General features: G+C 61.9%; 15 protein-coding genes. 1 reads left to right on the top strand and 14 read right to left on the bottom strand.

Annotation, left to right across the window (positions count from 1 at the left end):
- Positions 1-144: 144 nt before the first annotated feature.
- Positions 145-2,760, top strand: coding sequence for an ATP-binding protein (locus ACR8BF_RS07545; protein WP_434745817.1), 2,616 nt, complete (start codon positions 145-147; stop codon positions 2,758-2,760).
- Here ACR8BF_RS07545 and phnE (ACR8BF_RS07540) read toward each other — a convergent pair.
- The 14 genes from phnE (ACR8BF_RS07540) to phnF form a co-directional block, all read right to left on the bottom strand.
- Complete coding sequence (gene phnE / locus ACR8BF_RS07540; RefSeq protein WP_179895423.1) at positions 2,714-3,598, bottom strand: phosphonate ABC transporter, permease protein PhnE; 885 nt, start codon at positions 3,596-3,598, stop codon at positions 2,714-2,716. The genes ACR8BF_RS07545 and phnE (ACR8BF_RS07540) overlap by 47 nt on opposite strands.
- Positions 3,595-4,455 (bottom strand): phosphonate ABC transporter, permease protein PhnE, encoded by an 861-nt coding sequence (gene phnE / locus ACR8BF_RS07535; protein WP_313700224.1) that lies wholly within the window; start codon positions 4,453-4,455, stop codon positions 3,595-3,597. Before phnE (ACR8BF_RS07535) ends, phnE (ACR8BF_RS07540) begins: the two co-directional genes overlap by 4 nt.
- A 94-nt stretch (positions 4,456-4,549) precedes the next feature.
- A complete protein-coding gene (gene phnD, locus ACR8BF_RS07530) occupies positions 4,550-5,476 on the bottom strand; it encodes a phosphonate ABC transporter substrate-binding protein (protein ID WP_179895421.1) in 927 nt (308 codons plus the stop codon).
- 26 nt (positions 5,477-5,502) lie between these two features.
- On the bottom strand, positions 5,503-6,333 hold the full coding sequence (gene phnC / locus ACR8BF_RS07525; protein ID WP_434745816.1) for a phosphonate ABC transporter ATP-binding protein: 831 nt from the start codon (positions 6,331-6,333) through the stop codon (positions 5,503-5,505).
- Between the two features lie 79 nt (positions 6,334-6,412).
- Positions 6,413-7,183 (bottom strand): phosphonate metabolism protein PhnP, encoded by a 771-nt coding sequence (gene phnP, locus ACR8BF_RS07520; protein WP_434745815.1) that lies wholly within the window; start codon positions 7,181-7,183, stop codon positions 6,413-6,415.
- The gene (phnN, locus tag ACR8BF_RS07515; protein WP_434745814.1) at positions 7,180-7,716 is read right to left on the bottom strand and encodes a ribose 1,5-bisphosphokinase; all 537 of its coding nucleotides are present in this window, start codon (positions 7,714-7,716) and stop codon (positions 7,180-7,182) included. Before phnN ends, phnP begins: the two co-directional genes overlap by 4 nt.
- Complete coding sequence (gene phnM, locus ACR8BF_RS07510) at positions 7,716-8,852, bottom strand: alpha-D-ribose 1-methylphosphonate 5-triphosphate diphosphatase (protein WP_434745813.1); 1,137 nt, start codon at positions 8,850-8,852, stop codon at positions 7,716-7,718. The genes phnN and phnM overlap by 1 nt, the downstream gene beginning before the upstream one ends.
- A complete protein-coding gene (gene phnL, locus ACR8BF_RS07505; RefSeq protein ID WP_434745812.1) occupies positions 8,849-9,562 on the bottom strand; it encodes a phosphonate C-P lyase system protein PhnL in 714 nt (237 codons plus the stop codon). Before phnL ends, phnM begins: the two co-directional genes overlap by 4 nt.
- Complete coding sequence (gene phnK / locus ACR8BF_RS07500; RefSeq protein ID WP_434745811.1) at positions 9,563-10,324, bottom strand: phosphonate C-P lyase system protein PhnK; 762 nt, start codon at positions 10,322-10,324, stop codon at positions 9,563-9,565.
- Positions 10,314-11,162, bottom strand: coding sequence for an alpha-D-ribose 1-methylphosphonate 5-phosphate C-P-lyase PhnJ (locus ACR8BF_RS07495; protein ID WP_179895416.1), 849 nt, complete (start codon positions 11,160-11,162; stop codon positions 10,314-10,316). Before ACR8BF_RS07495 ends, phnK begins: the two co-directional genes overlap by 11 nt.
- Positions 11,155-12,231 carry a carbon-phosphorus lyase complex subunit PhnI gene (locus tag ACR8BF_RS07490; RefSeq protein ID WP_434745810.1) on the bottom strand — a complete coding sequence of 359 codons (1,077 nt, stop codon included), beginning with the start codon at positions 12,229-12,231 and terminating at the stop codon, positions 11,155-11,157. The genes ACR8BF_RS07495 and ACR8BF_RS07490 overlap by 8 nt, the downstream gene beginning before the upstream one ends.
- On the bottom strand, positions 12,231-12,806 hold the full coding sequence (phnH, locus tag ACR8BF_RS07485) for a phosphonate C-P lyase system protein PhnH (protein ID WP_090959849.1): 576 nt from the start codon (positions 12,804-12,806) through the stop codon (positions 12,231-12,233). The genes ACR8BF_RS07490 and phnH overlap by 1 nt, the downstream gene beginning before the upstream one ends.
- The gene (gene phnG / locus ACR8BF_RS07480) at positions 12,806-13,252 is read right to left on the bottom strand and encodes a phosphonate C-P lyase system protein PhnG (protein WP_314984294.1); all 447 of its coding nucleotides are present in this window, start codon (positions 13,250-13,252) and stop codon (positions 12,806-12,808) included. Before phnG ends, phnH begins: the two co-directional genes overlap by 1 nt.
- Positions 13,252-13,965: a phosphonate metabolism transcriptional regulator PhnF gene (phnF, locus tag ACR8BF_RS07475; protein ID WP_179897028.1), complete on the bottom strand. Its 714-nt coding sequence runs from the start codon at positions 13,963-13,965 to the stop codon at positions 13,252-13,254. The genes phnG and phnF overlap by 1 nt, the downstream gene beginning before the upstream one ends.
- Positions 13,966-14,090 lie beyond the last annotated feature (125 nt).

Below are 14,090 nucleotides of genomic sequence, written 5' to 3'. Positions count from 1 at the left end.
CTCGCTCCTGCGGACTGTGGATAGCCGCCAGTAAAGCAACGCCAGATAAATGGAAAATGTCAGCGGCCATTCATATTTGTCATAAACGCCTGACATCGCGCTCCTATACTCGGCGCATCGTTGCAGTGATTAAGAGGTCGTGGGATGCAGCGCAGTTATCCGTGGCAGGCCGGGGCGCGTGGACGCCTGTTGATGTTCAATCTGCTGGTGGTGTCGGTCACGCTGATGGTGAGCGTGGTGGCGATCGTTGGCTTTCGTCATGCCGGGGCGATTCAGGAGCAGGCACAGGCGCAGACGCTGGCGGATATGAACGGCAGCCTGGCGCTGGCGCGTGATACCGCCAATGTGGCGACGGCGGCTGTACGGCTATCGCAGGTGGTCGGGGCGCTGGAATATCAAAGCGAATCCCAGCGGCTGCAACAGAATCAGCAGGCGTTGCAACAGTCGCTGAGCCTGCTGGCCAGCGCGCCGCTGGCAGCCCGTCAGCCGGAACGCATCGCCCGGATCCGCGCCCGCAGCCTGATGCTGGAACAGACGATTAACAGCCTGCTGCTGAACAGTCATCAGCGACATCTGCAGCGCAACAACATGCTGAGTGACCTGTGGCAGGCGCAGATCCTGCTCAGCCATATCGACCAGCTGGTGCAGCGGGAACAGCGGACGCAGCCGGATGCTGCTTTGCGCGAGCAGACCGAACGGCTAATCACCATCGCCATCCGCACGCCCTCGCCCATCGCCGTCATTGAGCAGCTTCAGCAGGTGATGACGCAGTGGCGCACTGTGCCGCTGACCGGCGTCACCGGCGAGAACGTGCAGCGACTGCTGGCCACCCAGCAGCGTCTGTTGCCGCTGGCGGAGGCGCTGGAGCAGAGCGACCTGGCAATCGCCTACGCCACCTACCGGGTTAAAGCGCTGGTGGCGATGCTGAACGACGATATCAATGCGTCGGTGCAGCAGGTGGCGCTGCAGAGCGAGGCGCGCACCCAGGCCACCCACCACGAACTCGACTCCATCATCGGCTTTATCGCGCTGTTTGCGCTGCTGGCGCTGGCGATTACCGGCTATGCCGGGATCTACATCTACCGCAATCTCGGATCGAGCCTGACGGCGATTGCCGGCGCGATGACGCGGCTGGCGCAGGGTGAGCAGAATGTCAGCGTGCCGGGGCTGCAACGGCGCGACGAGCTGGGCGAACTGGCGCGAGCCTTTAACGTCTTTGCCCGTAATACCGCCTCGCTGGCCCACACTTCACGGCTGCTGAAAGAGAAGAGCAATCAACTGGAGTCCACCTTCCTGGCGATGCGCGACGGCTTTGCCCTGTTTGACCACAACGGTCAGTTGGTGGTGTGGAATGCGCAGTATGCGGAACTGCTCGGCCTTGCGCCGCGTGAGGTCCATCGCGGCGTCCATTATCAGCAACTGCTGGCCCCGCTGGCGGTCGATCTGCACGATCCCGGCGAGCCGCAGGAGATCCGGCTGGCTGATGGCCGCACGCTGGAGCTGCGCTTCAGTCCGATTCCGCGACGCGGCATGGTCAATACCGTGCTGGACAGGACCTCACGTAAAACGCTGGAGGAGGCGCTGCAGCACAGCCAGAAGATGAAGGCGGTCGGTCAGCTGACCGGCGGACTGGCGCATGACTTCAACAATCTGCTGGCGGTGATTATCGGCAGTCTGGCGCTGACCGAGGGCCAGCTGATGCCCGGCCCGCTCGCCACGCGGATTGAGCGGGCGCGGCAGGCGGCCGATCGCGCTGCCCAGCTGACCCAGCGGCTGCTGGCCTTCTCACGCAAACAGGCGCTCTTTCCGCGCGCGGTGTCGGTGGTGACGCTGGTAGATAACCTGCAGGGACTGCTGCAGCATTCGCTGCTGCCGGGACAGCAGCTGATTATTGATGCGCAGCGTCCCGGCTGGCCCGCCTGGATCGATGCCAGCCAGCTGGAGAACGCGCTGATGAATCTGGTGGTGAATGCCCGAGATGCAATGCATCAGCAAAGCGGCGAAATCCGGCTGCGCATCTGGAATCAGCGTCGTCTTGAGGGCGATGAAAAACGTGACCGGGTCACAATTGAGGTGATTGACCATGGCTGCGGCATGGTCGCCGGGGTGCGCGAGCAGGTATTCGAGCCTTTCTTCACCACCAAAGCGACCGGCAGTGGCAGCGGACTGGGCCTGTCGATGGTTTACGGCTTTGTGCGTCAGTCAGGCGGGCAGATCGAACTGGAAACCGCGCCAGGTCAGGGCACTACGGTGCGACTGCTGTTGCCACGCGCAGCGGAAGCCGCCACAGTCATCGCTCCGCCACCGCCCGTTGAAGCGCCTGTTGAAGCGAACATTGATGCGGCAAGTAACCGGCTGATACTGGTGCTGGATGATGAACCGGCGGTGCGCCAGACGCTTTGTGAACATCTGCATCAGCTGGGTTATCTGACGCTGGAGTGCGGCGACGGTGAAGCGGCACTGGCGCTGCTGCGCCAGACACCGGATATCGACCTGCTGATCAGCGACCTGATGTTGCCCGGCGACATCAACGGCGCGGAGGTGATCCGCCAGGCGCAGCAGAACTGGCCGCAGCTGGCGACGCTGCTCATCAGCGGTCAGGATCTGCGCCACCAGCCGGTGACGCTGCCGCTGTGCGAACGGCTGGCGAAACCCTGGCAGCAGGCACAACTGGTGCAGGCGCTACAGCGCGCCTGGCAGCGCAGCGAACGGCTTAATCGCGCGCAGCAGGCTGCCACAACGGCACCGGCTTCCCACTGATGTAGCGCTTACGCAGGCGGCTGGAGAGGACATCCATGACCATCACCACCACCACCAGAATCAGCGTCAGGAACATCACGACATCCCAGTTCCACAGGCGCATGTTTTCGGCGTAGACCAGACCGACGCCACCCGCGCCGACAAAGCCCAGCACCGCTGCCGAGCGGGTGTTGGACTCGATCTGGTAAAGGCTCAGCGCCAGGAACTGCGGGAATGACTGCGTAAAGATGCCGAAGCGGTGTTTCTGCAAACTGTTGGCACCCACGGCGCCCAGCCCGCGCCCCGGAGATCGCTCTACCGCTTCGTGTCCTTCGGCGTAGAGTTTGCCGAGCAGGCCGACATCCTGCAGGATAATCGCCAGCACCCCGGCCAGCGGCCCCATGCCTACCGCACGCACGAATATCAGCCCCCAGATCGCCATGTCGATACCACGTAACACATCGAACACGCGGCGCATCATAAACGCCAGTGGTTTCGTGGCGCGATCGTGCATCACATTGCGCGCCGCCAGAAACGACAGCGGCAGCGCCAGCAGTGAGGCGGTCAGCGTTCCGGCAAACACAATCCCAAGGGTGATCCCGACCTGCGAGAAATAGTAGCCAAACGGCCAGTTCAGGAAGTCATGCCAGACAAACATCCGCAGGAAATAGCGCCCCAGTTGCTGGCAGCCCATCAGCAGGCGCGACCCTTCCAGGCCAAATACCGAGAAGAAGTAGAGGTAATAGAGCAGCACCGCCAGCGCCATCAGCCCAATGCGGCGCAGATAGCGCGGCTGCGCGGCAAACAGTTCACGATGCTGCTGCTTCATTAGCGCGATATCGGGTGCGGCGCTGATCATGTCCGGTCTCCTGTCACACGGCGACGAAGCTGGCCGGATAGCGTATCCAGCAGCGACACCACAATCAGGATCAGCAGCAGTGTGATACTGACCTGATCGTAGCGGTCCAGTTTGATATTGGTCATCAGCTCCTGGCCGATGCCACCTGCGCCGACCAGTCCGAGGATGGTTGAGGAGCGGAAGTTAATCTCCAGGCGCATAAAGCTGTAGGAGAGAAAAACCGGCTTAACCTGTGGCCAGAAGGCGAAGCGCATCCGCTGCAGCTTGCTGGCGCCGCAGGCGGCCAGGCCGCGCACTGGCTTATCTGATGCCGACTCAATCGCCTCGTAAAACAACTTGGTCAGGCTGCCCACGGTGTGCAGTGCCAGCGCCAGAAAACCGGGAATCGCCCCGATGCCAAACGCCATCACAAACATTACCGCCCACGCCAGTTCCGGCATGGTGCGCAGAAAGGCGACAAAGGCGCGAATCGTCATCCGCACGCTGACCGGCGTCAGGGTATTGTCGGCAGCGAAAAAGGCCAGCACCGCGGCCAGGGCCACCGCGACCAGCGTTGAGGCCAGCGCCAGTTGCAAGGTTTCCCAGATCAACGGCAGCTGAATCGGCAGGCGGTAGCCCCAGTAGGCCAGCGAGCCTTCGGTCTTGCCGTCGGCAAACAGCAGCGGCAGATGCAGCACCGGCAGGATTTCATGCAGATAGTCGAAGAAGTGCGGCAGCGACTGCCAGACGGTAAGCAGATTAAACTCTGCTACCCTGCCGGCCGCCAGATAGAGTGCCACCAGCAGCAGTGACCAGAGCAGCGTGTCACGTTTCTGCTGGCGGCGGATGCGTTGGTAATAGTGTTCGAATTCGGTCAAAGGGGATCTCCGGCGCTAAAGCAGCGGGACGCAGGCGGGGTTGCCGCGTCCCGCTCTCCCCGCCTGGGCGGGGAAAGTCAGGGCGTCGCCAGCCTTAGCCGCGGCTGCCTTTCATCAGGTCGCGCTTCATATCAATGATGTTCTGATAATCGGCGACCGTCGCATGACCGATGTGCTGCTCACCGCCCACCGCTTTCACGAAGCAGGCGTGATCTTCCTTATCCAGCTTTTTAATCGCCGACACCACTTTCGCTTTGAAGTCAGCGGGCAGCTTATTGCTGACCAGCACCGGGCCGTTCGGGATCAGCGGGGACTGCCAGATGATGCGGATCTGCTTCATCAGGTCCGGATGGTCCATGCGGATCAGACGGCCAAATGCGCCAGAGGTATAGCCGCTGTTGTAGTCACCGACCAGTGAGGTCCAGGTGACGGCACCATCAAACTGGTTGTTCAGCACGCCCAGAATGTCCTGCTCATGGCCGCCAGAGAAGGTGACGCTGGAGAAGGTATTGTTATATTTGTCATCCACCGAGCCGCCGAACATCTTCTTAAACGCCTGGTTCGGCATCAGGAAGCCGGACGTCGAGTCGGGATCGGCCATACCGAATGATTTGCCTTTCAGGTCTTCCAGCTTTTTGTACGGGCTGTCCGCTTTGACGATCACGACAGAGTGATAGCCACGTGACTGATCTTTGTCATCCACCACAATGCCGACCACATCCACCGCTTTCGGGTCCTGAATGTAGACCGACGCAAACGAGGCCGGTGACATGCTCAGCACCATATCGATCTTCCCGCCCAGCAGGCCCTGAATCACGCCGGAGTAGTCTGAGGCGTTGCGCATCTGGGTATCCACACCCAGCTCTTTATCAAAGAAGGTTTTCACACACTGATTATCGCCAATCTGCTGGGTGGCGTTCTGCCCGCCCAGAATCCCCAGATTAAGCTGTTTCGGCGCATCCGCTGCGCTGACACCAAACGCCATGACACTGGTCAGAAGTGCTAAAGAAGTCAGTTTCATTCAGAATTATTCTCTTGCTGTGGACGTTAATGGATTTGGTTAAGTTCATCACCGTACAGCTGGTGCAGCAGGCTGTCGGTGAGTCGGGAAGGATGTCCGTCAAACAGCACCACGCCGCGCTGAATACCAATCACCCGGGTGCAGTAGCTTTTCACCAGCTCAATCGAATGCAGATTGACCATGACGCTGATGCCCTGCTCGCTGACCTGACGCAGCACATCCATGATGCGTTTGGTATTTTTAGGGTCCAGCGATGCCACCGGCTCATCGGCCAGCAGGATTTTGGGGTTCTGCATCAGGGCACGGCAGATCGCCACGCGCTGCATCTGTCCGCCAGAGAGGTTTTCCGCCCGCTGCAGCGCCTGCGGCAGCATGTTCATCCACTGCAGCAGTTCGATGGCGTGCGCCCGGTCATGGTCAGAGAAAATTTTGAAGAAGGACTTCAGCGTGCTGGTCTGGCTCAGACGGCCCAGCAGCACGTTGGTCAGCACATCAAGGCGCGGCACCAGACAGAAGTCCTGAAAGATCATGCCGCACTGGCTGCGCCATTCGCGCAGCTGGCGGCTGTTGAGCGTGACCACGTTACGATCCGCTTCGCCCTGATGCAGACTGATAATCGCGCCGGACGTGGCGTTAATCGTGCCGTTGAGCATGTGCAGCAGGGTCGATTTACCTGCGCCAGAGCGGCCAATCACCGCCACCAGCTCACCGGCGTGCAGGTCAAAACTGACCTGATCCAGCACCTGCGTGTCGCCGTAAGCTTTGCTCAGTTTCTGCACCGACAACACTTTTTGTCCGCTGAGGCTGGCCGGTGGCAGATCGTTATCGACCACCGTTTTCAGAAGTGCCTGTGCCATGGTGTTCTCCGTCATCGCTGATTGCGTTCTGCCGGTTATTAAGGCGTGACGCGATGAACACGAGATGACAGCGAGATGATCAAACCGTGACAGGCCAGTGCGCGCCGCACAGCAGTGTCTGGCCGTCACGGGCAGGCAGCACGCCCTCCGGCAAGGGGTTTTCGGCTAACCAGTTATCCATCTCATGACTGAGGTGGGTCAGCCATGTCTGACGCGGCTGGAGCCTCTCTGCTATCGCCAGCGCCTGGGTCAGATCATTGTGATTACGCGGCTCGGCACGCGGCGGATCGTTGCAGTCAATCACCAGTTGATCCAGCGGCTGGCCGCGCAGGAAGTCAGCGGTGTCGGGCGGCAGCCCGCAGGTATCACACAGCCAGGCGAGCCGGGTGCCGTGCCAGTCAAACAGATAGCCGTGCGTCAGCTTCGAGTGCTGCAGCGGCAGCGGCGTAACGTCCAGCTCACCAAAGGCGTGCGCCACAAAGGGGGTTAAGGCGGGGCGGAAATCGAGCAGGCCGGGATGCTTATAGAGATCGTCACAGCCACGTGGATCGGGCGGTCCCCAGACCGGAATTGGTGCGCCCACTCCCCAGCGCAGCGCAAACAGGCCCTGCACATGATCCATGTGATAGTGGGTCAGCAGAATGCGGGTCAGCGAGCCGGGCGGAAAGCGTGATGCCAGCAGCGGCAGACCGGCATCCAGCAGGATGCGTTCGTGGCCAAACTCAATCAGCGCGCTGCAGGGCGCCCGCACATGGGCGCTGTTGCGCTGCGCCCGCTGACAGGCGCGACAGTCGCAGCCCGGCAGCGGTGCCGCAGTGACCCCGCCGGTGCCCAGAAAAGTGAGTTTCATTGATGCGCCTCCAGTATCTGGCGTAGCTGGCAGACGGTCTCCGCCAGCGCGCCGTCGTTATTGAGGATCAGACAACCATCGGGCTGCGGCTGGGCGGCGCGTGCCAGCCGACGGGCGATTTCCGCCTCATCCTCCCGTCCGCGCTGGCGCAGCCGCGCCGCCAGCACGTCGGGCGACACCTGCAGACAGACCGGCAGCAGCTTTGAGCCAAAGCGGCCCTGCGCCTGCGCCAGATGCAGCCGCGAACCGTTCACCACGACATTCTGTCCGCGCAGCAGCCATTGCTGCGTCTCACAGCCAATGCCATAGCGGAAGCCGTGCGCCTCCCAGCTCACCGCAAACAGACCGAGTGCGGCGCGACGGGCAAACTCTGCCTCGGTCAGCGCCACATGGTTTTCACCGCCCGCATCGGCGGCGCGGGTGATGTAGCGATGGGCGATCAGCAGTCGTGGTGGCGGTGACGCCCGCAGCGCATCCAGCAGGCTATCCTTGCCTGAGCCGGAGGGGCCGGTGAGCCAGATCAGCCGCGCCATCAGTACACCTGCCGGCCTTTGCTCCAGACGTGCCGCACGTGTGGATAGCCATGTGCGGTGTGTGCCAGCACCAGGTCGGCGCGGCAGCCTTCGGCGATGACGCCGCGATCCTCCAATCCTAATGCGCGGGCCGGGTTACAGGTCACCAGTGCGATAGCCTGCGCCATGCCGAGGCTGTTGCGCTCGTCATCTGCCAGCCGGAACGCCGCATCCAGCAGGCTGGCCGGGTAGTAATCGGACGACAGAATATTCAGCAGGCCGTGTGATGCCAGCTCCCAGGCGGCAACGTTGCCGGAGTGCGAGCCGCCGCGCACAATGTTAGGCGCGCCCATCAGCACCTGCATGTTGCGATAGCGTGAGGCACGCGCGGCTTCCAGCGTGGTCGGAAACTCCGCGATGCGGCTGCCTGCCGCATGGGATTCTTCCACGTGCGCCGCCGTGGCGTCATCGTGGCTGGCAATGGCAATGCCATGTTCCCGGCACAGTCCGGCAATCGCCTGACGATTAGGCTGCGACCACGCTGCCGCCAGGGTGAGCTGGTCATGCTCGAACTGATCCATCTCCGCGTTGTTGAGCTGATATTTGCCCTGATAATATTCGCGATATTTGGTCAGCGACGCATACTGACGCTGGCCGGGTGAATGATCCATCAGCGACACCAGCGCCAGCTCCGGCGTGCCCATCAGTGCTTCAAACAGCGGCGCGGTGGTGGGATGCGGCAGTTCACAACGCAGATGCAACAGATGCTCGGCCCGGTTCAGCCCCTTACGGTTGCTGTCGCGGATGGCGTCGATCATTTTGCTGAGGTTATCCAGCCGGTGCCCGCCGTCGCGCACATCACCAACGCCTATCGCGTCCAGCACGGTGGTAATGCCGCTGGAGACCATCAGTGCATCGTGGCTGCTCATCGCGGAGTGTGCGGGCCAGTCCACTTTCGGTCGTGGCGTGAAAAACTTGTCGAGGTTATCGGTGTGCAGCTCCACCAGCCCCGGCAGCAGCCAGGCCCCTTCGCCGTCCAGTGCACCGGGCTGCTGGCTGGTGGTTTCGCTGAAGCTGCTGATGCGCTCATCGCGAAACTCCAGCGATCCGCTGACCACTTCGTTTTCCAGCACCAGTCTGACGTTATTGATGATCATGCCTGCACTCCTGTGTCGATCGGGTGCATCAGGTGCAGCCGGTCGGCGACCCGCTCGCGTACCGCCCGATCGTGAAAAATACCGACGATGGCGGCACCCCGGGCGCGCGCCTGTTCAATTAAGCTCACGACCGCCTCGCTGTTGACGCTGTCGAGCGAGGCGGTGGGTTCATCCAGCAGCAGCACCGGATAGTCGGCGATAAAGCCGCGGGCGATATTCACGCGCTGCTGCTCACCGCCAGAAAACGTAGACGGGGCCAGTGACCAGAGACGCTGCGGCACATTCAGCCGGGTCAGCAGGTCGGCGGCCCGCGCTTCGCAGAATTCGCGCCCGACGCCGCGCTCCAGCAGCGGCTGCATGACAATCTCCAGCGTCGGCACGCGCGGGATCACCCGCAGAAACTGGCTGACCCAGCCCAGCGTGTCGCGACGCAGGGCGATAATCTGCCGCGCTGAAGCCTGCGCCATGTCGATCCATTCGCCCTGATGTGCAACCCAGATATGACCGCTGTCAGGCTGATAGTTACCGTAAAGCGCGCGCAGCAACGTGGATTTTCCGCTGCCGGAGTGACCGTGCAGCACCACGCATTCGCCCTCGCCCACCGTCAGGCTGGCATTGTGCAGCACCGGCAGCGCCGCCCCATTCTGGTTGTGCAGCACAAAGGTTTTACACAGATTTTCGACACGCAGGCGCGGAGTGAGAGTCGTCATTTAATTGAGCACCGAAGAGACCAGCAGTTGAGTGTAGGGATGATGAGGATCGTCCAGCACACGGTCAGTCAGACCGCTCTCCACCACCCGCCCCTGTTTCATCACCAGCAGGCGATGCGCCAGCAGTCGCGCCACGCCGAGATCGTGGGTGACAATCACGACCGCCAGATTCAGCTCGCGCACCAGCGTGCGCAGCAGATCCAGCAATCGCGCCTGCACCGAGACGTCAAGCCCGCCGGTCGGCTCATCCATAAACATCAGCTGCGGCTGCGTCACCAGGTTGCGGGCAATCTGCAGACGCTGCTGCATCCCGCCGGAAAAGGTGGTCGGCAGATCGTCAATGCGCCCGGCGTCAATCTCCACCGCCTGAAGCCAGCGGCTCGCCTCGGCGCGGATCTCGCCATAGTTCCGCTGGCCGGTCGCCATCAGCCGTTCGCCAATGTTACCGCCCGCGCTGACCTGCGCACGCAGCCCGTCCATCGGATGCTGATGCACCACGCCCCAGTCGGTGCGCAGCAGCTGACGGCGGTCGCTTTCACTCATCTCATAGAGGTCGCGGTTCTGATAGTGAATGCTGCCCTGCTGCGGCGTCAGACGGGCCGACAGGCTCTGCAGTAGCGTGGTTTTACCGGAGCCGGACTCGCCGACAATCCCCAGTACTTCGCCAGACCAGAGATCAAAACTGACCTGCTCAAACCCTTTGCCCGGCGCATAAAGATGGGTGAGCTGGTTCACCGCAAGCAGCGGCTGTTCACTGTGCATGTTGCTGTTCCTGCTGCTGATGGCAAAAGTCGGTGTCGGAGCAGACAAACATCCGCGTTCCCTGGTCGTCCATCACCACCTCATCGAGGTAGCTGTGGCGCGATCCGCACAGCGCGCAGGGTTCATCCCACTGCTGTACGGTGAAGGGGTGATCGTCGAAGTCGAGGCTCTCCACGCGGGTATAAGGCGGTAAGGCGTAGATGCGCTTTTCACGCCCGGCCCCAAACAGCTGCAGCGCGGGCATCATGTGCATCTTCGGGTTGTCGAATTTGGGAATGGGCGACGGATCCATCACGTAGCGATCGTTAACCCGGACCGGATAGGCGTAAGTGGTGGCGATATGGCCATAGCGGGCGATATCTTCATACAGCTTCACCTGCATGATGCCGTACTCCTCCAGCGCATGCAGGGTGCGGGTCTCGGTTTCGCGCGGCTCGATAAAACGCAGCGGCTCCGGGATCGGCACCTGGAAAATCAGGATCTGATCTTCTTCCAGCGGCGTTTCCGGGATACGGTGACGGGTCTGGATCAGCGTGGCATCGGCGGTGCGTTCGGTGGTCGCTGCACCGCTGACCCGCTTGAAGAACTGGCGGATCGACACCGCATTGGTGGTGTCATCTGCGCCCTGATCGATCACTTTCAGCACATCCTGATCGCCAATCACGCTGGCGGTGATCTGGATGCCGCCGGTTCCCCAGCCGTAGGGCATCGGCATCTCGCGTCCGGCGAAAGGCACCTGATAGCCGGGGATCGCCACCGCTTTCAGGATGGCGCGACGGATGGTGCGTTTGGTCTGCTCGTCGAGATAGCCGTTGTTATAGCCGGTGAGTTCAGCCATGGTTGCGCTCCTGATAATCGTGCTGCAACTGTTTCAGCAGTTCCAGCTCCGCCTGGAAATCGACGTAATGCGGCAGCTTGAGATGCGAGACAAAGCCCGCCGCTTCGACATTGTCGGCGTGCGACAGCACAAACTCTTCATCCTGTGCCGGGCTGGTCACGCGCTCATTCTGCTCGCGGCTTTGCAGCGCCCGATCCACCAGCGCCATCGCCATCGCCTTGCGTTCGGCACGGCCAAACACCAGCCCGTAGCCACGGGTAAACTGCGGCGCGGCGTCATCACTGTGGGCGACGCCGTTGACCATTTCGCATTCAGTGGCAAGCAGTTCCCCGATCTCCAGCTCAAAACCCAGCTCTTCGGGACAGATGCTGACGCTGAGATAGCCGGTGCGGATCTCGCCAGCAAACGGATGGGTACGGCTATAGCCGCGCTGGGTTGAGTAGCCGAGTGCCAGCAGAAAGCCTTCGTCGCCACGCACCAGCTGTTGCAGCCGTGCAGCGCGCGAAGCGGGAAAGCTTATTGGCTCGCGGGTGATGTCAACCGGCTCGCTGCCGTCATCCCTCTCGGCGGTAGCCAGACCTTCCTCACTCATCATGCTGAACATGTGCGGGCACTGGTCAGGCACCGAGCGATCGTCACGCGGCGCGGCAGGTGTTTCGCCATTGGCCAGCAGGGTGAAGTCGAGAAGACGGTGGCTGTAGTCATAGGTTGGCCCCAGCACCTGGCCGCCCGGCAGATCTTTATAGACCGCCGAGATACGGCGTTCGATGCGCATCGAACCGGTCGCCAGCGGTGTGCTCTCCGCCAGGCGTGGCAGCGTGGTGCGATAGGCACGCAGCAGAAAGATCGCCTCGACCAAATCGCCACTGGCCTGCTTAATCGCCAGCGCCGCCAGTTCCGGATCGTATATCCCGCCTTCGGTCATCACCCGATCCACCGCCAGCCCCAGCTGTTGCGCCACCTGATCGCAGCTGAGTTCGGCTATCGCCCGATCGCCGCGTCGCAGATCGGCCTGCAACTGGTGGGCATTAAAGATGGCCTTTTCGCCCCCTTTCACCGCGACATACATCAGCACACCTCCACAACGGTGGTGCGCGGCACGGCCATGATCGCTTCGCCACAGGTGAAGATCAGATCCACGCCCTGCGGGAAGGGATGCGGACGGGTACGCAGATATTCCAGTACGCTCTCCGGCAGCTGTGGCGCAATGGCGCGTGTCTCACGCAGGCCAGGGCCGGAGAGGCGCAGAGTCAGGCCGCCATTCAGTGACGGCACTTCGATGATCAGCGTGGTGCTTTTTTCCGGCGACATATTGTCACCCGCCGCGAACTGCGTCGGATCGGGCTGCGCCGCCGCATGGCTCAGGGCAAATGGTGCGTCCTGCTGCGTGGTGATGGGCGCGCCGGTATGAAAGCGCAGATTATTACGCAGCTGTTCATTGTCGATTTGCGCATCCAGCCAGACCGGGCTTTCCTGATCGACCAGCGTCAGCAGCAACGCTGTGGCCGCCGGTGACAGTGCGCCCCAGCCCTGCTGCAGCGGCAGCGAGACCATCACGCCCGGCTCACTCATCGCTTTCAGAATGCGGCGAAACGCGCGCTGTGCATCCGCGACCGGATGGTTAAAACTTGCCAGTAAAGTCATCAGTTATCTCCGCGAACCAGCGTAAAGAAATCCACTTTGCTGCTGACGATTTCGCGGGCGCGCAGCTGTCGCTGCTCATCGCGCCACGCCGCCAGCGGGGTAATAATCTTCTCTTCCAGCAACTGCCGGGTTTCCGGCTGCTGTAACAGCGCGTCCAGCAGGGCGCAGCGTTCAGCGTGGGCTTTGTCGCGCCCCAGCAGATAGCTGTAACCCAGCGTGCCGTCGTCCAGCTGCACCACCGCGCGTGTTACCGTGGCGTCGCCCATCACAAAGCGTTTGCCCGTGGCCCCCATCCGCGCCTGTAACCGCGTCAGCCCGATCTCTGCCGGACGGACCAGCGTGAAGGCTGGCTGGAGGTTAAGCGCCTGCCAGTGCGCTTCAAGTAACGCGGCGCTGCTGTGTGCCAGCACCGACAGCCAGCGCTGGCGATCCGTTTGCTGTTCCATTAGTGCTCCAGAGTCAGTTCGATCATGTCGCCGCGCGTCAGGCTGACGGAGTATTCCGCCACCGCGCCATCACGGGTTTTGTTGAGCGTCCGCACGCAGAGCAGCGGCGCGTGCAGGGCGATGTCGAGCTGTCGGCACTCTTTGGCCTGCGCCCGACGGGTGCTGATGCGGGTTTGGGTGCGCACCAGCTGTTTGCCGGTGTGCTCCACTAAGAAGTCGTGCAGCGATCCGCTGTTAAATTGCTGAAGCTGGGGCCACCAGCTGAGGTCGGCGAGAAAATGGTTGATCAGGCAGAGCGGCACGCCGTTGGCGCGGCGCAGGGTGCGCAGATGAATGACGCTGTCGCCCTCTTTGACGCCCAGCGCACTGGCGACGTCATTGCTGGCCGGACGTAATACCGCCAGCAGCCGTTCGCTGGTCGGGTGACTGCCCTGTTCCATCAGGTTCTGACTGAAGCGCGCCTGCGCATGCAGCGGATAGTCATAAGGGCGCATCAGCACCAGGATGCCGACGCCGTGACGGCGCTGCAGCAGCCCTTTGTGCACCAGTTCGTCTACAGCCCGGCGCAGGGTGTGGCGATTCACCTCATAGTGATCGGCCAGCTGTTGCTCAGAAGGAAGATAGTCGCCACAGCGGTAGCGCTCTTTCAGCGCCTGCTCCAGTTGTGCGGCAACAGCCTGATAGACAGTGGTCGGATGTCTGGATAACTCCATCACGATGAAATCCTCACGGGTTACAGAGTGGGAACGCAGTGATAAGACGCTGCGGGATGGTGTTAGCCTGAAGGGATCAGATGACAGAACCGTGACGCGCGGGTGAAAGAGCGGTGAATGTGGGG

This window comes from Candidatus Pantoea rara, assembly GCF_051136265.1.
GTDB lineage: Bacteria > Pseudomonadota > Gammaproteobacteria > Enterobacterales > Enterobacteriaceae > Pantoea > Pantoea rara.
This window is presented reverse-complemented; position numbering and strand designations above follow the sequence as displayed.